The organism is Pseudomonas sp. B21-048 (assembly GCF_024748615.1).
Lineage (GTDB): Bacteria > Pseudomonadota > Gammaproteobacteria > Pseudomonadales > Pseudomonadaceae > Aquipseudomonas.
In genome coordinates, this window is record NZ_CP087168.1 from 4658072 (window position 1) to 4684725 (window position 26654).

Below are 26654 nucleotides of genomic sequence, written 5' to 3' on the forward strand. Positions count from 1 at the left end.
GCTTAGAAGTTCACGCCAAAGCTGAGCGCAACGAAGTCGCGATCATCCACGGTGGTGTACTTGCCGTCGAAGAAGTTGGTGTACGCCAGGCTCGCGGTATAGGTGTTCTGATATTCGGCATCCAGACCCAGGCTCACCGCCTTACGACCTTCCTCGAAATTGCCACCAGGGCCAGGCGAGTAACCGCTCACGTCGTGGGACCAGGCCACGTTCGGCTTGAGGTTCACACCGGCAAATACGTCGTTGTAATCCCAGATGGCACGAGCGCGATAACCCCACGAAGTGGCCGTAGTAAAGCCGTCGTCTTCACAATTGCGGCTGCGGTTGTTGGTAGCCGTACCTGCGCCGGCACCGTTGATGGTGCCGGTGTTGAGGATCGCCGAGCAGGTGTTGAGGCCGCCGGTAGACGGCAGTTCACCAGGCCCGTAGACAGGGTCACGGCCATAACGGATGTCGGAACTGCTTTCCAGGCCGCCGACATGGGTCACGCCCACTTCACCCACCAGGGTCATACGGCTGGCGCCCATGACCTGATCGAAGAAGTGCGTCAGGGTGGTCTGGAACTGGGTGATTTCCTTACGGCGATAGCCGTGCAGATCCTGACCCGGTACACCGGGGAGCAACGAAGCGTTGGTGAGGGCACCGCCCAATGGGCGCACGCCAGCGAACAGGATATCGGTGGAATTGAGCTGCACCGGCGCGTTCGGACGGTAGCTGAGCTCACCGCTCCACGCCGTACCGGTAGGCAAGGTGGTGGAGAAGCTCAAGCCATAGAGGCGGATGTCTTCCGGGTACTCGACGAAGTACTGGGAATTACCCGCGACCACCAGTGGCCCCAGCGCGCGGAACGCCGCCGGCAAAGCCGCCACGCCGTTGTAGACCGATTGTGGAGCCCCGGTGGCACTGAAGATCGGCGCCCGGCTGTGGTAGTTCATGAAGTACGCGCCAAACTCGGTATCGAGCGGATCGAACATGTACTTCAAGGACGCGCCCCACTGGCCGCTGTCCCGCGCATCGCGATCCGGACCACGGCGTACCAGCACACCTTCCTCGTTTACGTCGACGCCCAGCCTGCCCAATGTAGGCAATGCCGCGGCCGGAATGGTCGAGCGCTTGTTCAGCACGCGCAGGTTGTTGTCGCAACCGTCGGCAATGATGTCTGGCTGGGAGAAAAAGGTACCGCAGTTATCGACAACCGTCTGGTCCCATTCCAGTTGATAAAAGGCTTCGGCCGACAGATTGTCGGTGAGGCTCTGGGACACGTAGAACATGTTGACCGGGATCAGACCTTCCTTGACCTCGGCACCGGGACGACGGAATGCGGACACGTCGATCGGGTTGATCGAGTTGATGCCACCGCCGATGAAAGTACTTTCACCCCAGCTCACAACCTGTTTGCCCAGACGCACGGAACCCGGCTGATCGGCAATGGCGTAGTTGTGGTAGACGAAGGCATCGAGGATCTGGCCGCCGGAGGACTTGGCGCCTTCCTTGCGGTTGTTGTCGCTGATGTCCTTGAACTCGCGGCTTTCATCCTTGAGTTCAAAGTCGTACCAGTATTTGCCGCGGACGAAGACACCGGTATCGCCGTATTTCAATTCAAGGTCATGGATGCCCTTGAAGATCTTCGAAAAGGTTTCGCCGCTCTTGAAGTTGTTGTGACCGTCATCGGACGTCTGGGACAGGCCGTGGCCCCCGTTATTGACGCCGATGAGGTTCTTGTTGGGACTCTGAGTAGACCAACTGGCGCCGATCGACAGGGATGAATCGAATTGACCTTCGATCTCACCGACGTTGAAACTGACGCCGAATGCAGGCCCGGCGAGCGAAGAGGCGAGACTGACCGCCAAAGGCAATTTTGCCCGGCGCCAGAACTGGTTTACTGATGTCATCGACGCTACTCCATGTGCATTATTGTTATGGCTGAGTACTTTTAAAAACGTTGTGGGTGACCGCAAGCCAAGTGGTTCCGACGTCACGCCAAAATTGCATCGCCCCGTTTTGTGCGTGCGCTCCGTTCTTAAAAATCCTTGAGCGGACTATAGCCAGCAGGTAGTAGTGCTTGATCCCTCTAAAGTGTGATTTGCAGCTGCCGGCCACTCTGGAACAGTCCTTCGCCAGTCCGACACACGTCGGCCCGGCAAGGATGGCTGAAAATTCGGATTTCACAAGTCAAGCGCTTGCTTGGTGGGTCTGGCGCGCCGTTTTCGGCGCGCCAGCGAACGCTTAAAGCGTCGAGAGGAAGGTACTGTTGTTAGCCTGCCATTCGGTGATGTCGACGCGGATACGCTTCTTGTCGAGCTTGCCGACACTGGTCTTGGGAATTTCAGTAACAATGGCGATCTGGCTCGGGATGGCCCACTTGCTCAGGTGCCCCTGTTCAACGAATGGCTTAAGGTGCTCCTTGAGTTCCTTGGCCCCGATCTCATGCCCTTCCCTGACTATCAGCAGCGCAAATGGCCGCTCGCCCCACTGCGGATCGGCGATGCCCACCACTGCTACTTCGCGTACCGCCGGATGGCGGCTGATCAGGTCTTCCAGGTCCAGGGAGGAAATCCACTCGCCACCGGTCTTGATCACGTCCTTGATCCGATCGCGAATGTCGATCACACCCATGCTGTCCAGGGTCGCCACGTCGCCGGTGTGCAGCCAGCCCCCGGCCCAGAGCTCGGCGCCCTTCTGCGGCTCGTTGTAATAACCCTCGGTGAGCCACGGTGCGCGCAGTACCAGTTCGCCCTGAGTCTCGCCATCGGCAGGCAGGAAATTGCCCTCGGTGTCGATGATCGCCGCCTCGACCAACGGCCCTGGTACACCCGCCTTGATCCGATAGGTTGTGCGTTCGTCTTCGGTGCCGGCCATCAACTCATCGTTAAGGTGCGCGCACGATACCAATGGCCCGGTTTCCGACATGCCGTAAGCGGCGGTCAACTGAATGCCCTTGGCTTTGGCCGCTTCGTACAGCGCGCGGTTGAGCGCACTGCCGCCGATGACAATTTTCCAACCGCCGAAATCGGTATTTTGCGCCGACTTGGCATTGAGGATCATCTGCAGAATGGTCGGCACGCAATGGGAAAAGCTCACCTTCTCCTTGCGCCACAATTCCACCAGGTATTCGGGGTCGTAACGGCCGGGATAGACCTGCTTGAGCCCGAGCATGGTCGCCACATACGGCAACCCCCAGGCGTGCACATGGAACATCGGGGTGATCGGCATGTACACGTCGTTGGTGCCCAGCAGACGTACGCTGTCGATGGAACCCATGATGGTCGACACGCCCATGGTGTGCAGTACCAGTTGCCGGTGGGTGAAATACACGCCTTTGGGATTACCGGTGGTACCAGTGGTGTAGAACGTGGTGGCGACCGAGTTTTCGTCAAAATCTTCAAAGTCGTACCGCGGGCTCGCCGCGGCCAGCAATTGCTCGTACTCGCCAATAAGGTTCGGCAGGTCGGCGGTTTTTTCCGGCAAGTCCGTCAACAGCAGGGTTTTCTCCACGGTGGTCAGGTGCCCGGCTATCGCCTTGTACAGCCCGACGAACTCGCTGTTGACCAGCACGAAGCGGTCCTCGGCGTGGTTCATGGTGTAAAGAATCTGTTCTGGCGACAGGCGCACGTTGATGGTGTGGATCACCGCGCCGATCATCGGGATGGCAAACATGCATTCCAGGTAACGATGGCTGTCCCAGTCCATCACCGCCACGGTATCCCCGGCCTTCACGCCGGCCGCCGTCAGCACGTTGGCCAGCCGCGCGACCCGCTCGATCAGGGTCGGATAGCCATAGCGCAATTGATCGCGGTAGATAATTTCGCGGGTTTTTTCATAACGAGCGCCGGACATCAGCAGCCGTTTAATCAACAGCGGATACCGGTAAGCGCCCTCGGCTGGAGGAATAACGCGAGTCTGCAACATAAGAGTCCCTTTTCTGACTGCACGGTCTTGGCTTTTAAAGCTAAGCACTCTAGAGCCCTTGAACGCCAGTCAAATCAGCCAAAGGGATGATTTGCACAGCCGTACAAATGCTAGCGTTGCGCCAGCATTTGCAGGAATTCGTCAGCCGTTACGCCGTTTTTCCTACGACAGCCTCGGATGGCGTTCGGGGGAAAAACACTGCGGCTACGAAGGTCAACGCTGCAAAACCCGCCAATATCAGGTAAAGGCCTACAAAACCTTGGCGCGGTTCGACGAACGAAATCAGCGGAATCGCACTGGCACTGGCACCGAACGATAAACAGTAACGCAGCGCGAAGACTCGGGATTGCCATTGCGGTGCGACGAAGTTAGCGACCATCGCATCATTCACCGTGACCTGGCCAAACACCACGAACATGAACGCCGCGCCCAGCGCTATCACAGCCCAGCCCTCGACATAGGCCAACCCGAACAACAGCGGCGCCTGGCACAGCGTCAACACGATGAACGGCCATTTCAGACTGAAACAATGCAAGACCCGGCCGATGCTCAACTGCGCCACGGCGCCGAAGGCATACGCCAGGCTGACCACGACGCCAAGGATTTGCGGCGAAGCGAACAAATCGTGCAGGCGTTCCTGAAACAGTTTCGGGTAGGTCATGGTCGTGGCGTTGAACACCACACCGCCGGTGGCGGTAGCCAAGGCCAATACGCCGAACACCACGACCATGGAAATCCGCTGGCCAGCCGCACCTTTGAGCGGTGTGTGCGGGCGCTTCGGGATGGGCTCTTCACGCACCTGAAGCGCGAAACCGATGCCTAGCACAATCGCCACCACGCCCGGCAAAATGAACGCCGAGCGCCAGCCGAGCTGCGTCACCAGCAACCCGGTGATCAGCGCCGAAAACGCCACGCCGAGGTTGCCCCACATGCCGTTGATACCGATTTCCCGGCCCCGGTTCTGTGCATAAGCCACCAGCATCGCTGTGCCCACCGGGTGATAGATCGCGGCGAAAACCCCGATCAGCGTCAGGCCGAGTACCAACATCGGTGCGCTGCTGCTCACGCCGGTAAAGATCGCCGAGGCGCCAATGCCGAAAAAAAACACCAGCATCATTTTCCGTCGGCTCCAGTGATCCCCCAGCCAACCGGCAGGCAGCGAACAACCGCCAAAGGCAATGAAACCGCCGAGGGACAGGCTGATCAGCGCGGCATAGTCCAGCGCGAAGGCCTGGGTCATGCCGAGAATGGCGGCGGGAAAAATAAGCATGAACATGTGATCGATCACATGGGCTGCGTTTATGTAGCGGAGGACATTTCTGGACTGGTTCATCGCGGCACGCTTTACGTTGTAGTGAGCGGCTTATGCTAAGTTGGCGAAAAAGCGTATTCCTGACAAAAAAGTCATTGGATCTGACATGTTAATCAGCCATTTCCTGCACGGGCCGGTCAGCGCCTACCCGCGAGATTACGTGGACGGTGCTCACCAGCAATTGCATCAACACCGCGAAGCGCAGTTGCTGTACGCCGTTCGCGGCACCATGCGAGTGGTCACGGCACAAGGTGCCTGGGTCATTCCGCCGACCCGAGCCGTGTGGATTCCGCCCTGGGTGGCGCATGAGATTTTCATGTCGGGCGAGGTACGCATGCGGTCGCTGTTCATTGCCGCCGAACTGTCGCCGCCAACGCTGCAGCAGTGCTGCGTGCTGGCCGTCACGCCGTTGCTGCGCGAGCTGATCCTGCGCGCGGTGCAAGGTCCGCAACACGCGGAAAATTCATTGATTCAGCAGTTGATGCTGGAAGAGATCGCCAGCCTGGAAAACCTTCCGCTACACATTCCGATGCCCGAGGACCGACGCGTGCTGGGCATCTGCCTGGCGCTGCTGCGCGCACCGGACCATTCCAATACCCTGGAAGACTGGGCACAGCAAGTCGGCGCCAGCTCTCGAACCTTGGCGCGGTTGTTTCAGCAACAATTGAAGATGAATTTCAATGCCTGGCGTCAGCAACTGCGCCTGATGGAAGCCCTGCCACGCCTGCTCGCCGGAGAAAGCGTGCAGAGCGTGGCGTGTAATCTGGGCTATGGCAGTGCTCGGGCGTTTAGCGCGATGTTTCGCCGTTTACTCGGGGAAAACCCTCGGGAATACCTGAGCGCGTTGAACACATTGAGCAAACTCAATCCCCCGTAGGCGTTCAGCGCGATCAATGCATTTCGGTGAACGCAAGTTTCACGCCGATGGCGATCAGCACCGCGCCCATGGTCCGGTCGAACCAGTGGCCCATGCGGGCAAAACCGGCGCGCACGCGCTGCTGGCTGAACAGCATCGCCACGAGGCAAAACCAGGCCGCCGTCGCTGCGGCCAGATAAATCCCGTAACCGGCCTGTACCGCCAAAGGTGTTTGCGGGTTGATCACCACGGTGAACAGCGACAGAAAAAACAGGGTGGCTTTCGGGTTCAAACCATTGGTAACGAAGCCCGAGGTGAAGGCACCGCGCGCGGTGCGTTCGCCGGCTTCCTGGTGCAGATCATCCGCCACCGGTTTGGCCGGTTGCGCGCGCAGGGCTTTGTAGCCGATATACAGCAGGTACGCAGCGGCGGCCCACTTCAAGGCGTTGAACAGCACGATCGACTGAGACACGATCAGCCCGATTCCCAGCAGCGAATAACCGACGTGCAGGAAAATCGCCGAGCCGACACCCAGCGCCGTCCAGGTCCCGGCACGGCGACCGTGGGTCACGCTCTCACGCACCACCACGGCGAAATCCGGGCCTGGGCTGGCGACGGCCAGCAGGTGAATCAGGGCAACGGTCAAGAACTCTGTCCAGTACATTGGGGCTCCTTTTGTGCAGGCCGATCAATAAAAAATTCTGAGGCCGACTTCACCTCTGTGGCGAGGGAGCTTGCTCCCGTCGGCCGATCCGCGCCCGGGCGAAGCAGTCGTAAACCGCATGACACGTATGTCTGAAAATACACGGTCGCCTGGGTTGGGGCCGCTGCGCAACCCAGCGGGAGCAAGCTCCCTCGCCACAGGTTTTGGGCCAGACCAAGCAGTAAGTAGCTATTTGTTTCATCTGGTAGGCTCGACAGATTACGCCTTCAGTTCACTGCACAAAAGGTACAGTTGATGACGAACTCTCGCCGCGCCGTTTTTCTCGACCATCCGTCCCTGGACCTCGGCGATCTCGACCTCGACCCGCTACGCGAGTGCTTCAGCGACTTGCAGCTGTTCGCCCAGACCACGCCGGATCAGGTGGTCGAACACCTCAAGGGCGCCACTGTCGCCATCAGCAACAAAATCCTGATCAATGCGGCGGCCATGGCGGCCAGCCCCGAGTTGAAGCTGATCCTGATCACCGCCACCGGCACCAACAACATCGATCTCGCCGCTGCCCGTGCTCACGGGATCACCGTTTGCAACTGCCAGGGTTACGGCACACCGTCGGTGGCTCAGCACACGATCATGTTGTTGCTGAACCTGGCGACGCGCCTGGCCGATTATCAAAAAGCTGTCGCCGAAGGTCGCTGGCAGCAGGCGAAACAGTTCTGCCTGCTCGATTACCCGATCGTCGAACTCGAAGGCAAAACCCTCGGCCTGCTTGGCCACGGTGAACTGGGCAGTGCCGTGGCGCGGTTGGCCGAGGCGTTCGGTATGCGCGTGTTGCTGGGGCAGATTCCGGGGCGCCCTGCCCGGCCGGATCGCTTGCCGCTGAATGAACTGCTGCCGCAAATCGACGCCCTGACCCTGCACTGCCCGCTCAACGAACACACCCGCCACTTGATCGGCGCCCGCGAACTGGCCTCGATGAGACCCGGTGCTTTCGTGGTCAACACCGCGCGCGGTGGTTTGATTGACGAGCAAGCATTGGCCGACGCCCTGCGCAACGGTCACTTGGGCGGCGCGGCCACTGACGTGTTGAGCGTCGAACCACCGAGCGCCGGCAACCCGCTGCTGGCCCAGGATATCCCCCGGTTGATCGTGACGCCGCACAACGCCTGGGGCAGTCGCGAGGCGCGGCAGCGAATCGTTGGCCAGTTGACCGAAAACGCCCAAGGCTACTTCAGCGGTCAAGCGCTGCGAGTCGTCAGTTGATAAACTGCGGCACTTTTTTTCCAGGAGCAGAGTATGGATCCGCGCAGTGAAGTACTGCTTCGTCAGGCTGAGTTATTCCAGGGTTCGGTGCTGCTGGCCGGTTTGCCCGCCGATGATTTGCTGGGCCGCTTGCCCGATGCCCACGGCTGGTGCTGGCACGCCGGCGATCAAGCGGCACTGGACGCCCGTTTCGCCGAGCGCAGCCATTTCGGCGTGAATGCACCGGAGCGCGAGTTCGACAGCGCCGTGGTGTTTCTGCCCAAATCCAAAGACCTGACCGACTACATCCTCAACGCCCTCGCCTCTCGTTTGGCCGGCCGTGAGTTGTACCTGGTGGGCGAAAAACGCAGTGGCATCGAAGGCGCAGCCAAACAGCTGAACCCCTTCGGTAAACCACGCAAGCTCGACAGCGCACGGCATTGCCAGCTCTGGCAGGTCACCGTGGCCAATGCACCAGAAGCCAAGTCGCTGGAAAGCCTGGCCCAGGAATATGAACTGCCACTGGCCGAAGGCCCGTTGAAAGTCATCAGCCTGCCGGGCGTGTTCAGCCACGGTCGCCTGGATCGCGGCAGCGCCCTGCTGCTGGAGCATCTGGACAAACTGCCGAGCGGCCACTTGCTGGACTTCGGTTGCGGCGCGGGTCTGTTGGGGGCGGCGGTCAAGCGGCGTTATCCACACAACCAGGTCACCCTGCTCGATGTCGACGCGTTTGCCGCCGCCAGCAGTCGCCTGACCTTGGCCGCCAATGGTCTGGACGCGGAAGTGATGACCGGAGATGGCATCGATGCCGCGCCTATGGGTTTGAGCGCGATCCTGAGTAATCCACCGTTCCATGTCGGCGTACACACCGACTACTTCGCCACCGAGAACCTGCTGCGAAAAGCGGCCAAACATCTGAAAAACGGCGGGGAACTGCGCTTGGTAGCGAACAGCTTCCTGAAGTATCAACCGCTGATCGAAGAGCACTTGGGCGTGTGCGCGATCAAGGCTGAAGGACAGGGTTTCCGAATCTATCGGGCCAAGCGCGGCTGAAGATATTTTTGAAGGGCAAGTCGGATCGCCGCACCGCTGGCTCCTACGAAAAACGGCTCATGGGGCTTGCCCAATCGGATTTGCCTAGGCAGAATCCGCTCCGTCCTAGGGGAGTAGTCTCCCACGAGCGCCATGCTCGTCCGGCATACGTCAACATACTTGGTCCTCAGACCATGGCGTATGCGACCCAAGCGTCCGCACCAGACGGATCGCAGGGTTTGACAAGACCTATGACACGAACACCTTACCCGGGGCGGGAAGGCTGTACGTGTCATAGCCGTGTCGACCCGCCCCTTAGGAAAACCCTGATGATGCTGGACTCTCTGCTCGTTCCTACCGCAATCGTTGCCTTGGCCGAAATCGGCGACAAGACGCAACTGCTCGCGCTCATTCTCGCAGCCCGCTTTCGCAAACCCTGGCCGATCATCGCCGGCATCGTCGCCGCGACCCTGGCCAATCACGCGGCAGCCGGTGCGGTAGGCGCCTGGTTCGGCAGTTTCTTCTCGAATGCGATGTTGCACTGGATCCTCGCCGCGAGCTTCACCGCCACCGCGTTGTGGACGCTGGTGCCGGACAAGATGGACGAAGACGAAGCCAGCACCGCCCGCAAGTTCGGGCCGTTCCTGACCACGCTGATTGCGTTCTTCCTTGCGGAAATGGGCGACAAGACCCAAGTCGCCACCGTAATGCTCGCCGCGCAATACCCCGATCTGTGGCTGGTGATTATCGGTACTACCGCCGGGATGTTGATTGCCAACGTGCCGGTGGTACTGGCAGGTAATTTTGCGGCGGAAAAGCTGCCCTTGACCCTGATCCGTCGCCTGGCGGCGTCGGCGTTCTTCGTCCTGGCGATGGTCGCGGTGTACAAGGCGATGCAGAGTAGTGGATGGGTTTAAAGCAGCGGCAAGCTGCAAGTGATCAGCCGCAAGCTGAAGCAGAGTGTGCCTTGCTTCACGCTTGCAGCTTAGTGCTTGCTACTGTTGTAAAGCGGCATCACCTTCGGAATCGCCGCCTGCAAGGCAGCAATCCGACTGGCCGACGCCGGGTGCGTGCTCAAGAACTCTGGCGGCGCGCCATTCGAGGCTTTGCTCATTTTGTTCCACAGGGTGATCGCCGCGTTCGGGTTGTAGCCGGCGCGGGCCGCCAGTTCGAGGCCGATCAGGTCTGCCTCGTTTTCATTGCCGCGACTGTTGGGCAAGGTCATGCCGTATTTGGCCACGGTGTCCGCGAGGACCAGGCTGTCCTGACCCAGACCGAGCAACGCACCGGCGCCCTGCTTGGCCATTTCGATACCGTAAGCCTTGGACATCGCTTCACGACCGTGCTCGCGCAAGGCGTGAGCGATTTCATGGCCGATGATGGCAGCGATTTCGTCGTCGGTGAGTTGCAGGGTGTCGATCAGCCCGCTATAGAAAATGATCTTGCCGCCAGGCCCGCAGGAGGCATTCAGCTCGTCGCTCTTGATCAGGTTCACTTCCCATTGCCACTGGGCTGAGTCCGGACGGAACACGGGTGCCTGGGCAATCAGCCGACTGGAGATCGCCTGGACGCGTTTCGCATCGTTACTGGTTTTGTCCAGCACGCCTTTGGTGCTCGCCTCCCCGATGGTCTGTTGATAAGACTGGGCGTACATCTGGTTGACCTCGGCAGTCGACAACATGCTGAACATATATTGCTTGCGTTCAACGCCCACGGCGCCACCGCTGGTGGTGTTGACCGACTGACAACCGGCGAGCAGCAGACCTGCGCTCAGTGCACACAAAACCAATGTCTTATTCATCAAAAAGCTCCCTGGAAACATGCCGCGTATCCTAGGCGGTGAAAGGTATCGGCGCCAGATACAACAGACGTGCAGCACGCACTTTCAGATAAATCCCTTCAACGCGTAAGAAAAATTTCATTTCTCGCCGCACGCCACGACCGAACAGGGCAGCGATGGTTCATTTGCGACATCCAGCACTCCAGAACAGCCAATTCGTGACACCGCGCTCATGACCCTGCACCGCCCTGCCGATACAGCACCGCAGATGTTCTCTTGCGTGCGGAGCACCCATGAAATTCAAATCGATCCAGTTTTCCGTTGCCGCCCTGGCCGGTGCCATTGTGCTCAGCGTCGTCGCCGCCCTGGTGCTGTACGCACTGTTTTCCGGTGCCCGGACCCAAGACATGGTTCAGCAACGGACTCAGGCGCAGTTCGAGCAAGTCATCGAACAGCGCCTGACGTCGCTGGCGCAAACCCAGGTCAGCCAGATCCAGCGCGAACTCGAAGCACCGCTGCTGATTGCCGGCGGCCTGGTTCGTGTCAACGCATTGATCGGTACCCCCGGTGCCGACGGCCAGCCGCAACTGAGCCTGAGCCGTGAGCAACTGATCAGCCTGATCAAGGAAAACGTCGCCCGCAACCCGAAAATTCTCGGCACCTACATCGCCTGGGAAAAAAACGCACTCGACCACAACGATGCGGCCTACGTCGATACCCCAGTGGTCGGCATCGACGCCAGCAACGGGCGCTTCCTGCCGTGGTGGTTCCGCAACGAAGACGGCAGCCTGGGCCTGGACAAACTGGTGGACGTCGACGACCAGAAAACCCTGTCCACCGGTGTGCGCGCCAGCGAGTACTACCTGTGCGCCAAGGAAACCAAAAAATCCTGCGTGATCGATCCGGCGCCCTACAAGGTCGGCGACAAAATCGTCATGCTCGCCTCCTTCATAGAACCGATCATGCTCAACGGCGCGTTCCAGGGCGTTGTCGGCGCCGACCTGTCGGTGAACTTCATCCAGGAAATGCTCCTGGCGGCGAATCAGAAACTGTACAGCGGCGCCGGGGATATGACGTTGATCGGGAGTAACGGCCGGATCGTCGCCTATACCAAAGACCCGAGTAAATTCGGCGAGAAAGTCAGCGACATTCTCGACAGCAAACAAATTGCCAACATGGCCAACCTCAAGCGCGGCGAAGTCACTTACACCGTCGACAAGGCCCAGGGCCGAATCGAGTTGTACCTGCCCTTCGGCATTGGCCAAACCGATGCCCGCTGGACCTTGATGCTGCAATTGCCGCTGAACGCGGTGATGGCCGATCTGCAAAAACTTCAGGGTGATCTGGACGCACAGCGCAAATCCGATACCTTTGGCATGGCCATGGTCGGCCTGTTGATTGCCGCTATCGGTTTGTTGGTGATCTGGCTGGTGGGCCATGGCATTGCTCGCCCACTCAAACAAATGGTCGCGATGCTCGACGATATTGCCCAGGGCGAAGGCGACCTGACTCGCCGTCTGACCAGTGACCGCACCGACGAACTGGGCTCGATTGCCAAAGGCTTCAACACCTTCCTCGCCAAGTTGCAGGCGATGATTACTCAGGTGGTGACGTCGGTGCAGAGCGTCAGCGATTCCTCGGAACACACCGCCGACATCGCCATCCGCACCAACATCGGCGTGCACAAACAAATGGCCGAGATCGATCAGGTCGCGACCGCCGTGCATGAAATGACCGCTACCGCCCAGGATGTCGCGCGCAACGCGACCCAGGCCGCGCAAGCCGCCAGCCATGCGGATCAGGCAGCGGCGCAAGGCATGCAAATCGTCCGGGATACGTCGAACTCGATTGGCGTTTTGGCCATCGAAATCGGCAAAGCCGTCGGCGTGGTGCAGACCCTGGCCAAGGACAGCGAAAACATCAACGCGATCCTGACGGCCATTCGCGGCATCGCCGAGCAGACCAACCTGCTGGCCTTGAACGCGGCCATCGAAGCGGCGCGGGCCGGTGAACAGGGCCGTGGCTTTGCGGTGGTGGCCGATGAAGTGCGCAACCTGGCGCAGAAAACCCAGAAGGCCACTGAAGAAATCCAGACCATGATCCAACATCTGCAGCAAGGCACCCGCGATGTGGTGCGGGTCATGGAAGACAGCCAGAACCGCACCGACGAAAGCGTGCAGCACGCCGCGAAAGCGGCCGAGGCGCTGGAGACCATTACGCAGGCGGTGTCGGTGATCAACGACATGAACACCCAGATCGCCAGCGCGGCCGAGGAACAGAGCGCGGTGGCGGACGACATCAACCGCAACGTGATCAACATCGGGCAAGTGGCCAACGAAGTGGCCGGTGGGGCGGATGAGTCGAGCGCGGCCAGTGCGGATTTGACCCAGTTGGCCGAACAGCAGCGGCGGTTGATCAATCAGTTCAAGGTTTAGGGTTCAATGATCGTTCCTACGCTCTGCGTGGGAACGATCATTACGCGCTCAACCAGGCGTCAAACACTCCGGCCCATTGAGCTTCGGATCATTCACCAGGTTCGCCAGCACCCGCTCGCGCAACGCCGCAGGCTCGCTGGCCAGCAACGCCTGCAAGGCATGCAACGGCGTTTGCGGGTTGAGCCAGGCTTCCTGCCCCGCCGCATCCAGAATCAACGGTCGACGCTGACTCGAAGCCGGCTGGGTGATCACCGCCGTGCTCAGCCACACCTGCTCCTGCACCGGATACGCCTCCCAGATCGCCGCAAAGAACAGCGCCGAACCCTCCCCCGGGGTCAGCCAGTACGGACGTTTGCGGGTGGTGCCGCGCCATTCGTAGAAACCATTGGCCGGCAGCAGGCAACGACGCAGGCGTAACGCTTCGCGAAACATAGGCTGTTCGGCAACGGTTTCGGCGCGGGCATGGGCCGGGGTGCGGGACAGGTCGGTCAGCCACGGCGGCGTCAGCCCCCAGCGGGCGCGGGCCAACTCACGTTGCCCGTCTGCGCCGGCACGCAGCATCAACACCGAATCGTTGGGGGAGATATTCCACTGGGCCTGCTGATCGGCGGGGAATCCGGGCAGGGCCGCAAAGGCGGGGTTCCAGCGAAACAGGGCATAACGTCCACACATGGGGCAATACGACTCTTGATCAAACGAACGTCAGCCTAACAGACCAGCGTGCCGGGAAAACTGTCCGATTCATCGCCCGACAACGGCAGCGCGGCATTGTACGCGGTGATCAGCTCCCGGGCGTATTCAGCCTGATCGTTATCGACCGATAAGCCCAGCAGGCCGAAGATCGGTAACTCCCCGGTACCGCCGATCAAATCCCGACCTGCCAAATGCGCCTCGATACCCTCGCTGGCGAGCATGCTTTGAAGCAGTTCGCCTTCCATCAGGTTTTCCGGTTCGTAGATGCGCTGCATAGACCCTCACTCGTTTTCACTGAACACTTCGAGATGCCATTCCTCGCCGTGAACCTGCAATACAAACGTAATCGGCCGACAACACACCTGACAGTCCTCGATATAGGTCTGATCGCCTCCTGACAGGTCTACAGAAGTCTCAACCACTTCACCACAATACGGACATTCATACTGCGCAGTTTCGAGCATCGCGGCCTCCCAGGTGACTTGTGCGTATAATCGCCGGTCTATTTGCAGGGCTATTTTCGTCTGACTACCTGTTCAGACCGTGCCCCGTTGGTTTTCGATCAAAACCTTTACTTACCCTAGCCGTTTCTAACAAGAGAGCATGATGGGCGAATTCGATGCCATCCGACCTTACGACGACAGCGAAGTCCCGGCAGTGCTGAACCGGCTGCTCGGCGACAAGGCGTTTCTAGATACCCTCATCCACTTCCGTTTCCCGCGCTATGCCGGTGCCCTCGGCTGGATGCTCAAACCTCTTATAGCGCATCGGCTGCGCCGTGAGTTCGCCGGCATCACGTCGGTGGCCACCTTGCAGGACAAAGTCGAGTTTTACGTCGACCATACCATTGAGCGGGCTACGGACGGGGTGACCTACACCGGCGTGGAGCAATTCAAATCCGGTAGCGCCTACCTGTTCATCGCCAACCACCGCGACATCGTGATGGACCCGGCTTTCGTCAACTATGCCGTGTACCACGCCGGCCTGCCGACCCCGCGCATCGCCATTGGCGACAACCTGCTGCAAAAGCCTTTTGTCAGCGATCTGATGCGCCTGAACAAGAGCTTCATCGTGCACCGTTCGATCACCGGTCGCCGGGAAAAAATGGCGGCGTATCAGCTGCTGTCAGCGTACATCAACCACTCGATCCGCAACGACTGCGCCTCGATCTGGATCGCCCAGGCGGAAGGCCGAGCCAAGGACGGCGACGACCGCACCGAGTCGGCGATCCTCAAGATGTTCCACATGAGTCGCAAGGACGAGCCATTCGGCGAAGTCATTCGCTCGCTGAACCTCACCCCGGTGTCGATCAGCTATGAATATGACCCGTGCGACCAGGCCAAGGCCCGCGAGTTGTACATCCGCGCCACCACCGGCAGCTACACCAAAGCGCCGGGCGAGGATGACGTCAGCATCGCCAAGGGCATCACCGGTTACAAAGGCCGGGTCCACGTGAACTTCGCCGCGCCGATCACCGAGCTGTTCGACGACACCAAGCAATTGGCGATCGAAATGGACAAGCAGATCCTTGGTGGTTACCGGTTGTTCCCAGTGCACTACCTGGCGTACGCGCAGTGGACAGACGCCGACCCGCAACTGCAGGTGCCGAAAGCGGCCGAGGTGTTTGCGGCTGACGAACTGGCCAAGGCTCAGGAAGAATGGCAGCGTCGACTGGAGGCTTGCCCTGAGGAGCACCGTCCGTTTTTGGTGCTGCAATATGCGACGCCGGTGCGCAATCAGTATCGGGTGAAGGCCCGGTTGCCGCTGTAAGCGATTTTGGCTGGATACGACAACGGCGCTTTCGGGGCGCCGTTTTTGTTTGTCTTGATGCGGTAAGACAGTCAGGCACTGTACCTGTGGCGAGGGAGCTTGCTCCCGTCGGCCGATCCGCGCCCGGACGCAGCAGTCGTAAAGCCAGCGCTCGCGGTGTGTCTGACACAACAAGGGGTGGCCGGTTGGGGCCGCTGCGCAGCCCAGCGGGAGCAAGCTCCCTCGCCACAGGGGCTTGTGTCAGATCTTCAGACGCGGGTGCTGATCCACGACACCAGCAAGGCCATCCCGAGGCAGGCGAAACCGAAACGGTAGAAAAACCGGTTCATGCGCAGGGTTGCCCAATCCAGCGTTGGCTCTTCACTGGGGCGACTTTGGCGCTGCGCCTCGATACTGGCCAGGGCGCGTTGTTCGCGACGACGGGTGGCGTGCAGTAACCAGCCGCCCGGGAAGGCGAACAGCAAGGCCAGCAAATTGATCAATTTGGCGGGATGAGCGGTAAAGAGCGAAATCAAATGCAGCGACATCACAAACCTCAGGCAAACCGGTATAGCAGACGCCGGACCGACGACCACGGCGCGGATTCTACCGAAAGCGCTCCGACCTGCCCCGGCTTTCCGACAAATAACGAAACCATTTGGCTGATGACTGTCCTGTGTCACGGTGCCGTCATCTGAAATCCGCCAGTCTGTCGCCCCTCGAAACCGACACGGACCCCGTCATGCTCCACGCCGAAAACCAGGACCGCCTCTACCTCATTGCCCAGAGCGACGAACAACAAACCTTAGTCGGCAGCCTCGCCTTCAACGTTCAGGACCGCCACTGGCTGGTGTATTGCGCGCTGGGAGGGCATCAACATGCGGATTTGCCGGAAACAGACTTGCTGACGGGGGTGAGTGTTCTGGATTTTTATTCAGAGGCGGCTTGATTTCCTTTGTAGGAGCGAGCGGTGCGGCGATCCGACTTGCCCGCGAAGGCGATTTCACATTCAACATTGTCGTCTGACACGCCACTTTCGCGGGCAAGCCTCGAGCCTACAAGCGGCAGGCACAAAAAACCCGGTGCCATCACTGACACCGGGTTCCTTAAACAAGAAGCAAACCGTTACTCGGCCAGCACCTGACCAATCGTCGGGTCCTTGAACAAGCGAGTCAACGCGTCACTCAACACATCACTGACCAGCTTGGTATTGGTTTCCTGATTCGGCGCCATGCCAAAACGCTGATCCAGCGACGCACCGTAACGACCGCTGTAACGACGGTTGGCATTCTGCACATCCGAACGGAACGTCGCGCCAATCGTCGCCTCAGTCACATACAGGCCTTCCTTGGGCGACTGATACTTCAGTTCGGCCAGGGTCACCGTCAATTGCGGTGCATTCAGCGCATTGGTCGTCGGGGTAAAGCCCAACAAGCGCACGGCCGCCTCAGCCTGAGCCTGCAACTTCGGCAGAATCTGCGCGCCCTGCACGGTGATTGCACTGGTCTCCGGATACAGACCACCACGAGTCCCCAGGGTTGGCGACGGACGACCGTCCACCACACGCACCACCACCGGCTGACCGCGACCGACCGGCGCCAGCTGAGCCGTCAGCTTGGGTTCCGGGTTCAGTTGTTGCGGGCTGTGGGCACAGCCGACGAGGGTCAAACTGGTCACAGTGATCAAACCGAACAACAGGCGTTGCAACATGCTCTTCTCTCCAGAATCAGGCACAAACAGACCCGCAGTATAGCGGTGCGCCACTGCGGCGAACTAGCGTCGCGCAACGATTACTGAAATCTCTGACAAACCCGGCGCAGCGCGGTTCCTGTCACACATCTGTCACCGCCCATACACATGCACGTCATGGCTCTCTGGCAACCTGCACAGCAGTCACCCCACAAGGTACTTTGCCATGCGTTTTCTCATCTCGCTGTTCGCGCCACGCCCACTGCATCGCTGCTTTGCCTTGCTCGACCGCAATGGCTGCTGCCAGGCGTTCAAACAGTGCAGCCTGCAGCCAATGGGCGATGGTTGGGTCGAAATCGAAGAAATCCGCCTCAACTGGCTGCACCATCCCCTGCCCGCCAGTGCCCGTATCAACCAGCGCCAGCCACGTGCGCGCGCACAACAACTGTTGGCCACCTGACCGGACGCCTAATAAAAGTCATTAAACACGACCATTTCCCTGCGTTTCTTCGTTACAATCTCCCCCCGATTATAAGGACGTCTCCTGATCGGGCCTCGCAGCATCGTCAATGCCTCGGTATTGACACCCCGCACCGCCCACAGAGAGCCGCCCACACAGATCGAGTGAGGCTGGCGCGCTTGCTGTTTCTTTAAGCAAAACCCCACTTCTCGCGAATCTGCAGAGCTGTCATTACGCTCGGTCACTGAGCTGTTTGCCCGTTTTGCCTGCCATGTCCCCATGGCGGCAATCCATTCGGGCACGGTGCCAGGCTGGGACAGCCCTTTTTTGAGGTTCACGTCTTCAAAAGAGCGTGAAAAAAACGGGTTTTCACAACTTCACAAGAGTGTGGCGAGCAAATGAATAGTTTTGCGTCTGAACATGCACCATTAGCGTCTACAACAGCCCAACGACACAGGACCGAGTATTCCTCGAACACCGGAGCCTGAAGCCTGTCCGCTACGGATTTGGTTGCACGAACGGATGTCTCGACCATAAGTCGAATTGCCAGCCGGGTGCCGAAATGAGTTCATGTGACTCTTGAGGCCAGGCCGCATGCATCCGTCGAAGTTGCAAAAAATTGCGAAGATTCGGACATGGCGATCCTGGCCATGGGTACCTGGGGCATCACTGACACGCCCCGGAACGCCTGGCAGCCATGCCGACAATTTGGTGCTGCAGATTTTGGAGACGCGTTAAATGGCGCATAACGAAGCAGTCGACGTAGTACTGGTTGGGGCCGGCATCATGAGTGCCACCCTGGCTGTACTGCTCAAAGAGCTCGACCCCGCGATCAAGCTGGAAGTCGTCGAGCTGATGGATTCCGGTGCCGCGGAGAGTTCCAATCCGTGGAACAACGCCGGTACCGGTCACGCCGGGCTGTGTGAGCTGAACTACACGCCACAGGCCGCCGACGGCACCGTCGACATCAAGAAAGCCGTGCACATCAACACCCAGTTCGAGGTGTCGAAGCAATTCTGGTCCTACCTGACCAAGAAAGGCACGTTCGGCTCGTGCAAGTCGTTCATCAGCCCGGTGCCGCACCTGAGCTTCGTGCAGGGCGACGACGGCGTCTCCTTCCTCAAGGAACGTTTCAAGACGCTGAGCAAACACCACGCCTTCGCCGACATGGAATACACCGAAGACAAAGCCAAAATGGCCGAGTGGATGCCGCTGATGATGCCAGGCCGCCCGGCTGACGAAGTCATCGCCGCCACCCGTGTGATGAACGGCACCGACGTCAACTTCGGCGCCCTGACCAACCAATTGCTCCAGCACCTGACCAGCGCACCCGATGCCCAGGTCAAGTACTGCAAGCGTGTGACGGGGCTGAAGCGTAACAACGGTGGCTGGACTGTCAGCATCAAGGACGTCAACAGCGGCAATACCCGTGACGTCGATGCGAAATTCGTATTCCTCGGCGCCGGCGGTGCGGCACTGCCACTGCTGCAAGCTTCGGGCATCGAAGAAAGCAAAGGCTTCGGCGGTTTCCCGATCAGTGGCCAATGGCTGCGTTGCGACAACCCGGAAGTGGTCAAGCACCACCAGGCCAAGGTCTACAGCCAGGCTGCGGTAGGTTCGCCACCGATGTCCGTGCCGCACCTGGACACCCGCGTGGTCGATGGCAAGAAGTCCCTGCTGTTCGGACCTTACGCCGGTTTCACCACCAAGTTCCTCAAGTATGGCTCCTTCATGGACCTGCCGATGTCGGTTCGCGCCGGCAACATCGGCCCGATGCTGGCCGTGGCCAAAAACAACATGGACCTGACCAAGTACCTGGTCAGCGAAGTGATGCAGTCGATGGAACAGCGCCTGGAATCCTTGCGTCGCTTCTATCCACAGGCGAAAGCCGAAGACTGGCGCCTGGAAGTGGCCGGCCAACGGGTGCAGATCATCAAGAAAGACCCGAAGAAAGGTGGCGTTCTGCAGTTCGGTACCGAACTCGTCGCGGCCAAGGACGGTTCCCTTGCCGCCCTGCTCGGCGCCTCGCCAGGCGCTTCGGTGACTGTTTCGATCATGCTTGAGCTGATCGAGAAATGTTTCCCGAACAAAGCCCATGGCGAGTGGGCTGCCAAGCTCGCGGAAATCTTCCCGGCTCGGGAAAAGGTCCTGGAAACCGATGCTGCGCTGTATCGCAAGATCAACGCGCACAACAACGTCGCGCTGGAACTGGTTGAAGCCAGTAACGAGACCGAAAGCTACGCTTGATTCGGTGACATAAAAAACGCCCCGTCCTCATTGAGGGCGGGGCGTTTTTTTATGACCGTCGTAGGAGCTGGCTTGCCAGCGAAGGGGACGTCGTGGTGTGCCAATGACACCGCCTTCGCTGGCAAGCCAGCTCCTACAAGGTACGCGGCGTTCACATGCCGCGCAGGCGGTCAGCCACGAGCTTTTTCGATCAGCTCAATGTAATCCGGGGCATTGCGCTGATCCTTGATCAGGGCGACGAAGTCATTGCCGTGCTCATCCTTGCCGTTCAGATCGTAGCCGGCCTCGACAAAAAACATCAGAAAACGCTCGAAGTCATCGATACGCAGACCACGGTACGCCTTGATCAGTTTGTGCAGCGACGGTGAAGTGGCGTCAACCGGTTCGAAATCGAGGAACAGTTTGATTTGCGCATCGCCGATCTCGTCACCAATTACTTGCTTCTTATCTTTACGCATTGCCGACTCCAGCTCGCAGACATTTCACGGGGCGGGCAGTTTACCCCTGCGCAGGCGCCAGGCTCAACGCGGACGAACGCTGCCTGTGTGCAAATCGGCCCAGATATGGCCGTTGGCGTAACTGAGGAACTGGCAATACACCGTGTCATTGCGCAGCAAATCGATCACCACCCGGTACTGAGCCAGCGGGTAATAGAGGGTCAGGGTTTTGCTTTTTTCGTCGTAGATCGGCTTTTTCAGGCTTTTGCTTTCGCCATCGAAGTTGACCAGTACCTGGCTGATGGTCGCGCCCTTGTTCAAGGATTTGCCCTTGAGGCGGATCAGCAATGGCGATGTGACCGGGATCGGCTGTTGGTTGGACTGGCGCTGGCTGCCGATCACCACTGAGTACTCGGTGATCTGCAACAGTTGCTGCTGCTCGGGCTCGGCGTCACGCAGGGTCAGGTCGTCCGGAGGCAAAAACTGCGCGTGCATCGGCGACGGGGCGGCGGCCAGGGGCAGGCTGACGGTCAGCAACAGGGCGGCGCAGCTGCGGATCAATAGGCTCATGGATGGCTCCGGGGGCGGGGCCGAGCACTCTAGCATGAGGATCAACCGGGCGAATAACCGATCCAGGTCAATACTCTGGAAGACAAGGCTGGGCATACTGAAAGAGCTTTCAGCCCTATTTCAACAGTGCGCCTTCTATTGTGGAGTACCCATGTCATTCTCCATGCCCCCGTTGTTCGCCGCCTGGCGCCAGACCTGGCGCGCAGGTTACAGCCTCAGACGCTTGCGCGGCGACATCAGTGCCGGAGTGACGGTCGGGATTATCGCCATCCCTCTGGCCATGGCCCTGGCGATTGCGGTGGGGGTAGCGCCCCAGCAAGGTCTGTATACGGTGCTGATCGCCGCGCCCCTGATCGCCCTGACGGGAGGCTCGCGCTTCAATGTCAGCGGGCCGACAGCCGCATTCGTAGTGATACTGCTGCCGATCACCCAACAATATGGTCTGGGTGGCCTGCTGCTCTGCACCATGCTAGCCGGGGCAATCCTGATTGCCTTGGGGCTGATTCGGGCCGGACGGCTGATTCAGTACATCCCTTATCCAGTGACCTTGGGCTTTACCGCCGGGATCGGCATTGTTATCGCCACCCTTCAATTAAAGGATTTGCTGGGCCTGAGTACCACCGGGCATGCCGAACATTACATCGAGCAATTAGGCGGACTGCTCCAGGCGTTACCCAGCGCTCGTCTGGGGGACGGGATCATCGGTGCCATGTGCCTGGCGGTTCTGATCGTCTGGCCGCGTTTTGTGCCGAGGATTCCGGGGCATTTGGTGGCGCTGGCCGTCGGCGCATTGCTGGGGGTGGCGCTGGAAAGCGGCGGGTTACCGGTTGCGACGCTGGGGGAGCGCTTCAGCTATATCGTCGATGGCGTCAGCCATCCCGGCATACCGCCGTTTCTGCCGAGCTTCGACTGGCCGTGGAATCTGCCGGGGCCCTACGGCCAGCCGCTGCACTTGTCTTACGACTTGATCCGCCAATTAATGGCACCAGCCTTCGCCATTGCCATGCTCGGCGCCATCGAATCGTTATTGTGCGCGGTGGTGGCCGATGGCATGACGGGCAGCAAACACGACCCCAATGCCGAACTCCTGGGTCAAGGCCTGGGTAACCTGGTCGCACCGCTGTTCGGCGGCATTACCGCCACCGCGGCGATCGCCCGCAGCGCCACCAATGTGCGCAGCGGGGCGTTTTCACCATTGGCGGCGATTATCCACAGCGCAGTGGTATTGCTGGCGATACTCGCCCTCGCGCCCCTGTTCAGCTACTTGCCGATGGCGGCGCTGGCGGCATTGCTGGTGATGGTGGCATGGAACATGAGCGAGGCCCGGCACGTCGTGCATACCCTGCGCATCGCACCACGCAGCGATGTACTGGTCTTGCTGACTTGCCTGAGCCTGACGGTGCTGTTCGATATGGTGCTGGCCGTCGCCGTCGGCCTGTTGCTGGCCGCCGGCTTGTTCATCAAACGCATGAGCGACCTCACGGACACCGCCGAACTGCCTCGCGAGTTCCATCAAGCCTTGCAGGATATGCCGGAGCATGTTCGTTGCTATGCGATACGTGGGCCGCTGTTTTTTGGCGCGGCGGAAAAAGCCCTGGGCGTACTGCGCAAATTCAGCCCCGAGGTCAAAGTGGTGATCGTCGAGATGAGCGCCGTGCCCATGCTGGACATGACAGCGCTGGCTGCCTTCGACAATATCCTCAGGGATTACCTTACCGACGGCATCGGCCTGATTCTGGTCGGAACCGCTCCACGGGTACGCCTGAAACTCAGGCGGGCGGGCATCCATCGGGAACAGCGCAAGTTGGCCTACGTGAATAACCTGGAACAGGCTCGACGCAAAAGCGAACGCTGGCTTGCCGGACAGAACTGAGCACGTAGTTCAAGCAAACTGCGCACGCATCCCGAGGTGAGGCCTTGCATTCAAGCCTCAACGTGCCTGACGGCCAATCGCCCCGAGACAGTCATCCTGGTTACATGCCTTTAACGGCAAAAATCCCGTTGGCGTTACGCCAGTAGCCTTTGTAGTCCATGCCGTAACCGAAGATGTAACGGTCGATGCACGGCAGGCCGACGAAATCGGCTTTCAGGTCCGGGCGAGCCTTTCGGTCGTGGTCCTTGTCGATCAGCACGGCGGTGTGCACGGCGCGGGCGCCAGCGTGTTTGCAGAAGTCGATAATCGCGCCCAAGGTGTGACCTTCATCGAGAATATCGTCGATGATCAGCACGTCACGGTCGATGAACGAGACTTCCGGCTTGGCTTTCCAGAACAGGTCGCCGCCGCTGGTTTCGTTGCGATAACGGGTGGCATGCAGGTAGGACGCTTCCAGCGGGAAATTCAGATACGTCAGCAGCTTGCCGGAGAAAATCAGCCCACCGTTCATCACGCAGAACACTACCGGATTGCTCTCGGCCAGCTGATCGTTGATTTGTGCACCGACGCGGGCGATGGCCGCCTCGACTTCAGCTTCGGTGTACAGGCAGTCAGCCTCTCGCATGATTTGACGGATATGCTCGAGATCAGCGGACATGGCGCTCTCCAAGGGGGACGGACAGAGGAAAAGGGAAAAGCGGGCAAAGGTACGCATCCCGCACGACCAGATCAAGCGTTTGTGGACTAACGTTCTATATGTCTATAGGACAACACTCTCGGACAGATTAATCTGGGCCGTTTTTTGCCCGCCCCCGGAGCCTTTCCATGCCCATTCTCGAGATCCGCCATCCGCTGATCCGCCATAAACTTGGCCTTATGCGCCGCGCCGACATCAGCACAAAGAATTTCCGTGAGCTCGCTCAGGAAGTCGGTGCCTTGCTGACCTATGAAGCCACCAAAGACCTGCCGCTGGAAAGCTACGACATCGAAGGCTGGTGCGGCACGGTGTCGGTGGAGAAAATCGCCGGCAAGAAAATTACCGTGGTGCCGATCCTGCGTGCCGGTATCGGCATGCTCGAAGGTGTGCTGAGCCTGATCCCGGGCGCCAAAGTCAGCGCCGTGGGCGTGGCCCGCAACGAAGAAACTCTCGAAGCCCATACCTACCTGGAAAAACTGGTGCCGGAAATCGACGAGCGCCTGGCAATGATCATCGACCCGATGCTCGCCACCGGTGGTTCGATGGTCGCCACCATCGACCTGCTGAAAAAGGCCGGCTGCAAGGACATCCGCGCCATGGTGCTGGTAGCCGCTCCTGAAGGCATCGCCGCCGTTGCGAAGGCTCACCCGGACGTGATGATCTATACCGCCTCCATTGATCAGAAACTGAACGAACACGGTTACATCATCCCAGGCTTGGGCGATGCCGGTGACAAGATCTTCGGCACCAAGCAGAAGGACGCTTGAGCGATTCCAAACTTCACCGCGCCGGAATTCAATTGGCAGGCGATTCTGTTCATTGTTCCGGTAGCGGCCTCAAGGGTACCGCGCTGTGGGCGGTGGTGGCGATTGTGCTGAACCTGTTGTTGCCCGGCAAACAGCTCGAAGCACAAGAAGGCGGATGAATCGCTGCTCTGAGTGAACTGATCATGACTACAGGGCTATCGGCGCTCTTTCGCACAAGGCACTCAACGCCCGCGCCCACTGCGGATCCTCGTTGAGGCACGGCACCAGCACCAACTCCTCCCCTCCCGCTTCGCGGAATTGCTCCTTCCCGCGATCACCGATCTCTTCCAGTGTTTCGATGCAATCGGCGACAAACGCCGGGCACATCACCAGGACTTTCTTCACGCCACTTTTGGCCAACTCATCAAGGCGCGCTTCGGTGTAGGGTTCGATCCACTTGGCCCGGCCCAAACGCGACTGGAACGACACCGACCACTTGCCGTCCGGCAAGCCCACGCGCTTGGCAAACTCTGCGGCGGTGCGCAGGCACTGACCGCGATAACAGGTCGCGACCACTTCCGGCGGCGCCCCGGCGCAGCAATCGCCGCCACCTTCGAAGCTGTGACCCGGGTTGAGCTTCTTCAGGTGCCGTTCCGGTAAACCGTGGAAGCTCAGCAGCAGGTGATCGTAATCCTGCAGCAGATAAGGTTTGGCGCTGGCCACCAGGGCCTCGAGGTATTCCGGTTGATCGTAGAATGGCTGGAGAATCGAGAACTGCAGATCAAGCTTCTTCTCCCGCACCACTCGCTTGGCTTCTTCGATCACCGTGGTCACGGTGCTGTCGGCAAACTGCGGATAGAGTGGCGCAAGAGTGACTTTTTTGTGGCCCTGAGCCGCCAGACGAACCAACATCGATTCAATCGACGGCTCGCCGTAACGCATCGCCAGTTCCACCGGCCCGTGGGTCCACTGCGCGGTCATGGCCTGTTGCAGACGACGGCTGAGCACCACCAGCGGCGAACCCTCCTCCCACCAGATTGACGCGTAAGCGTGAGCCGATTGCTCCGGGCGCTTGATCAGAATCAACGACACCAGCAAACGCCGCACCGGCCATGGCAGGTCGATCACATACGGGTCCATCAGAAATTGATTGAGGTAGCTGCGCACATCCGCCACCGAGGTGGAAGCAGGTGAACCCAGGTTGACCAGAAGCAACGCGTGATCGGTCATGCAACATCCTATTTCAAAGGCGGCTGGACAGATCGTCCAATGCCGCGCGCAAATCAGTGAACTGGAAAGTGAAGCCCGCTTCCAGCAAGCGAGCCGGCATGGCCTTCTGGCCACCCAGCAGCAACAATGACAACTCACCCAGGCACACCTTCAACACCAGAGTCGGCATCGGCATGAACGCCGGACGATGCAACACGCTACCCAACGTTTGGGCGAATTCGCGATTGCGCACAGGTTTGGGCCCGCAGGCATTATAGGGACCGCTGGCTTCATTGCGATGCAGAAGAAAATCAATCAGGGCGACTTGATCCTTGATATGAATCCACGGCATCCACTGCCGACCATTGCCGATCGGCCCGCCCAGCCCCAGTTTGAACGGCAACAGCAACCGCGACAAAAAGCCGCCCTCGGCGGACAGCACCAATCCGGTACGAATGAGGATCACGCGTATGCCCAAAGCCTCGGCGCGCTGCGCGGTTTCTTCCCAGGCAATACACAACTGACTGGCGAAATCATCGATGACCGGTGGAGACTTTTCAGTCAACTCTCGCTCGCCACCGTCGCCGTACCAACCTATGGCTGAGCCGGAGATCAGCACCTGAGGCTTCTGCTCCCGACTTTCGAGCCAGGCCAGCAGGGTTTCGGTCAGGGTGATCCGGCTGCTCCACAACAACGCTTTGCGTTTGTGGGTCCAGAGCCGATCGGCAATCGGTGCCCCCGCGAGGTTGATAATGGCATCCACCGGTTCTTGACCCAGGTCCTCAAGCCGTGCGATTCCCCGTACCTGAGTGCCACAGACATCGGTGACCTTGGCAGGCGTGCGACTCCATACCGTCAGGTGATGCCCCTGGCTCAACCAGTGTCGGCAGAGTTGACGTCCTATCAAACCAGTACCGCCGGTCAGCAATATGTGCATGACTTCTTCCTCGCGTGGCGTTTTACCCTGATCACTAGTCTATTTTTATAAGCAGGGATCTTTGGTATTGGGCAGGCTCTGTGCTTAACAATAGGCCAAGCTGTCAGAACGAGGACGCTA

27 protein-coding genes, 1 pseudogene and 1 riboswitch are annotated in these 26654 nt (G+C 59.5%); of the genes and pseudogenes, 13 read left to right on the forward strand and 15 right to left on the reverse strand.

Annotated elements, in window-relative coordinates:
* Positions 1–2: 2 nt before the first annotated feature.
* The 3 genes from LOY56_RS21770 to LOY56_RS21780 form a co-directional block, all read right to left on the reverse strand.
* Positions 3–1892 carry a DUF1302 domain-containing protein gene (locus tag LOY56_RS21770; RefSeq protein WP_258617061.1) on the reverse strand — a complete coding sequence of 630 codons (1890 nt, stop codon included), beginning with the start codon at positions 1890–1892 and terminating at the stop codon, positions 3–5.
* 334 nt (positions 1893–2226) lie between these two features.
* Positions 2227–3909, reverse strand: a complete 1683-nt coding sequence (locus LOY56_RS21775) for a fatty acid--CoA ligase (protein ID WP_258617062.1) — start codon at positions 3907–3909, stop codon at positions 2227–2229.
* 148 nt (positions 3910–4057) lie between these two features.
* The gene (locus tag LOY56_RS21780) at positions 4058–5242 is read right to left on the reverse strand and encodes an MFS transporter (protein ID WP_258617063.1); all 1185 of its coding nucleotides are present in this window, start codon (positions 5240–5242) and stop codon (positions 4058–4060) included.
* A gap of 85 nt (positions 5243–5327) precedes the next feature.
* Here LOY56_RS21780 and LOY56_RS21785 point away from each other — a divergent pair, with 85 nt between their 5' ends.
* Positions 5328–6098, forward strand: a complete 771-nt coding sequence (locus tag LOY56_RS21785) for a helix-turn-helix domain-containing protein (protein WP_258617064.1) — start codon at positions 5328–5330, stop codon at positions 6096–6098.
* A 13-nt stretch (positions 6099–6111) separates the two neighbouring features.
* On the opposite strand, the gene LOY56_RS21790 is transcribed toward LOY56_RS21785, so the two are convergent.
* Complete coding sequence (locus tag LOY56_RS21790; RefSeq protein ID WP_258617065.1) at positions 6112–6741, reverse strand: LysE family translocator; 630 nt, start codon at positions 6739–6741, stop codon at positions 6112–6114.
* A 294-nt stretch (positions 6742–7035) separates the two neighbouring features.
* Here LOY56_RS21790 and LOY56_RS21795 point away from each other — a divergent pair, with 294 nt between their 5' ends.
* The 3 genes from LOY56_RS21795 (at position 7036) to LOY56_RS21805 (ending at position 9929) form a co-directional block, all read left to right on the forward strand.
* A complete protein-coding gene (locus tag LOY56_RS21795) occupies positions 7036–8001 on the forward strand; it encodes a 2-hydroxyacid dehydrogenase (RefSeq protein ID WP_258617066.1) in 966 nt (321 codons plus the stop codon).
* 33 nt (positions 8002–8034) lie between these two features.
* Positions 8035–9033: a class I SAM-dependent methyltransferase gene (locus LOY56_RS21800; RefSeq protein WP_258617067.1), complete on the forward strand. Its 999-nt coding sequence runs from the start codon at positions 8035–8037 to the stop codon at positions 9031–9033.
* A gap of 96 nt (positions 9034–9129) precedes the next feature.
* Positions 9130–9252: riboswitch (yybP-ykoY riboswitch) on the forward strand.
* A 92-nt stretch (positions 9253–9344) separates the two neighbouring features.
* Positions 9345–9929, forward strand: a complete 585-nt coding sequence (locus tag LOY56_RS21805; protein WP_258622832.1) for a TMEM165/GDT1 family protein — start codon at positions 9345–9347, stop codon at positions 9927–9929.
* A gap of 68 nt (positions 9930–9997) precedes the next feature.
* Here the strand turns inward: LOY56_RS21805 and LOY56_RS21810 are convergent, their stop codons facing one another.
* Positions 9998–10813 carry a M48 family metallopeptidase gene (locus tag LOY56_RS21810; protein ID WP_258617068.1) on the reverse strand — a complete coding sequence of 272 codons (816 nt, stop codon included), beginning with the start codon at positions 10811–10813 and terminating at the stop codon, positions 9998–10000.
* Positions 10814–12174: 1361 nt separating this feature from the next.
* On the opposite strand from LOY56_RS21810, the pseudogene LOY56_RS27075 reads away from it, so the two are divergent.
* Together LOY56_RS27075 and LOY56_RS27080 are read left to right on the forward strand one after the other, a co-directional pair.
* Positions 12175–12372 (forward strand): annotated as a pseudogene (locus tag LOY56_RS27075) (HAMP domain-containing protein); the annotation flags it as partial.
* A 111-nt stretch (positions 12373–12483) separates the two neighbouring features.
* Complete coding sequence (locus LOY56_RS27080) at positions 12484–13227, forward strand: methyl-accepting chemotaxis protein (protein ID WP_408980395.1); 744 nt, start codon at positions 12484–12486, stop codon at positions 13225–13227.
* 48 nt (positions 13228–13275) lie between these two features.
* On the opposite strand, the gene LOY56_RS21820 is transcribed toward LOY56_RS27080, so the two are convergent.
* Genes LOY56_RS21820 through LOY56_RS21830 form a run of 3 tightly spaced genes read right to left on the reverse strand, consistent with a single transcriptional unit; the run spans position 13276 to position 14384 of the window.
* Positions 13276–13899: an SOS response-associated peptidase gene (locus tag LOY56_RS21820; protein WP_258617070.1), complete on the reverse strand. Its 624-nt coding sequence runs from the start codon at positions 13897–13899 to the stop codon at positions 13276–13278.
* 35 nt (positions 13900–13934) lie between these two features.
* A complete protein-coding gene (locus LOY56_RS21825; protein ID WP_258617071.1) occupies positions 13935–14195 on the reverse strand; it encodes a DUF2007 domain-containing protein in 261 nt (86 codons plus the stop codon).
* A gap of 6 nt (positions 14196–14201) precedes the next feature.
* Positions 14202–14384 carry a CPXCG motif-containing cysteine-rich protein gene (locus tag LOY56_RS21830; protein ID WP_095051188.1) on the reverse strand — a complete coding sequence of 61 codons (183 nt, stop codon included), beginning with the start codon at positions 14382–14384 and terminating at the stop codon, positions 14202–14204.
* A 139-nt stretch (positions 14385–14523) separates the two neighbouring features.
* Between LOY56_RS21830 and LOY56_RS21835 the strand changes: the two genes are divergently transcribed.
* The gene (locus LOY56_RS21835; protein ID WP_258617072.1) at positions 14524–15690 is read left to right on the forward strand and encodes a 1-acyl-sn-glycerol-3-phosphate acyltransferase; all 1167 of its coding nucleotides are present in this window, start codon (positions 14524–14526) and stop codon (positions 15688–15690) included.
* A 248-nt stretch (positions 15691–15938) separates the two neighbouring features.
* On the opposite strand, the gene LOY56_RS21840 is transcribed toward LOY56_RS21835, so the two are convergent.
* A complete protein-coding gene (locus LOY56_RS21840; protein ID WP_217858836.1) occupies positions 15939–16217 on the reverse strand; it encodes a hypothetical protein in 279 nt (92 codons plus the stop codon).
* A 194-nt stretch (positions 16218–16411) separates the two neighbouring features.
* Between LOY56_RS21840 and LOY56_RS21845 the strand changes: the two genes are divergently transcribed.
* The gene (locus tag LOY56_RS21845) at positions 16412–16618 is read left to right on the forward strand and encodes a hypothetical protein (protein WP_007939788.1); all 207 of its coding nucleotides are present in this window, start codon (positions 16412–16414) and stop codon (positions 16616–16618) included.
* Positions 16619–16794: 176 nt separating this feature from the next.
* Here the strand turns inward: LOY56_RS21845 and LOY56_RS21850 are convergent, their stop codons facing one another.
* Positions 16795–17379 (reverse strand): YajG family lipoprotein, encoded by a 585-nt coding sequence (locus LOY56_RS21850; RefSeq protein ID WP_258617073.1) that lies wholly within the window; start codon positions 17377–17379, stop codon positions 16795–16797.
* A gap of 205 nt (positions 17380–17584) precedes the next feature.
* Here LOY56_RS21850 and LOY56_RS21855 point away from each other — a divergent pair, with 205 nt between their 5' ends.
* Positions 17585–17818 carry a hypothetical protein gene (locus tag LOY56_RS21855; protein ID WP_258617074.1) on the forward strand — a complete coding sequence of 78 codons (234 nt, stop codon included), beginning with the start codon at positions 17585–17587 and terminating at the stop codon, positions 17816–17818.
* Positions 17819–18556: 738 nt separating this feature from the next.
* The gene (mqo, locus tag LOY56_RS21860; protein ID WP_258617075.1) at positions 18557–20065 is read left to right on the forward strand and encodes a malate dehydrogenase (quinone); all 1509 of its coding nucleotides are present in this window, start codon (positions 18557–18559) and stop codon (positions 20063–20065) included.
* 170 nt (positions 20066–20235) lie between these two features.
* On the opposite strand, the gene LOY56_RS21865 is transcribed toward mqo, so the two are convergent.
* Both LOY56_RS21865 and LOY56_RS21870 read right to left on the reverse strand, forming a co-directional pair.
* Entirely contained in the window at positions 20236–20523 is a 288-nt protein-coding gene (locus LOY56_RS21865) for a PA4642 family protein (RefSeq protein WP_258617076.1), read from the reverse strand.
* A 63-nt stretch (positions 20524–20586) separates the two neighbouring features.
* Positions 20587–21072: a hypothetical protein gene (locus tag LOY56_RS21870; protein WP_123719506.1), complete on the reverse strand. Its 486-nt coding sequence runs from the start codon at positions 21070–21072 to the stop codon at positions 20587–20589.
* Between the two features lie 151 nt (positions 21073–21223).
* On the opposite strand from LOY56_RS21870, the gene dauA reads away from it, so the two are divergent.
* Complete coding sequence (dauA, locus tag LOY56_RS21875) at positions 21224–22945, forward strand: C4-dicarboxylic acid transporter DauA (RefSeq protein ID WP_258617077.1); 1722 nt, start codon at positions 21224–21226, stop codon at positions 22943–22945.
* Positions 22946–23045: 100 nt separating this feature from the next.
* Here dauA and LOY56_RS21880 read toward each other — a convergent pair whose 3' ends face one another.
* Positions 23046–23603, reverse strand: a complete 558-nt coding sequence (locus tag LOY56_RS21880; protein WP_033061274.1) for a hypoxanthine-guanine phosphoribosyltransferase — start codon at positions 23601–23603, stop codon at positions 23046–23048.
* A gap of 167 nt (positions 23604–23770) precedes the next feature.
* Between LOY56_RS21880 and upp the strand changes: the two genes are divergently transcribed.
* Together upp and LOY56_RS21890 are read left to right on the forward strand one after the other, a co-directional pair.
* Complete coding sequence (gene upp / locus LOY56_RS21885; RefSeq protein ID WP_258617078.1) at positions 23771–24409, forward strand: uracil phosphoribosyltransferase; 639 nt, start codon at positions 23771–23773, stop codon at positions 24407–24409.
* Positions 24406–24567: a hypothetical protein gene (locus tag LOY56_RS21890; protein ID WP_258617079.1), complete on the forward strand. Its 162-nt coding sequence runs from the start codon at positions 24406–24408 to the stop codon at positions 24565–24567. The genes upp and LOY56_RS21890 overlap by 4 nt, the downstream gene beginning before the upstream one ends.
* Before the next feature lie 28 nt (positions 24568–24595).
* Here the strand turns inward: LOY56_RS21890 and hemH are convergent, their stop codons facing one another.
* Together hemH and LOY56_RS21900 are read right to left on the reverse strand one after the other, a co-directional pair.
* Entirely contained in the window at positions 24596–25618 is a 1023-nt protein-coding gene (gene hemH, locus LOY56_RS21895; RefSeq protein WP_258617080.1) for a ferrochelatase, read from the reverse strand.
* A gap of 13 nt (positions 25619–25631) precedes the next feature.
* On the reverse strand, positions 25632–26534 hold the full coding sequence (locus LOY56_RS21900) for a TIGR01777 family oxidoreductase (RefSeq protein ID WP_258617081.1): 903 nt from the start codon (positions 26532–26534) through the stop codon (positions 25632–25634).
* Between the last annotated feature and the right edge of the window lie 120 nt (positions 26535–26654).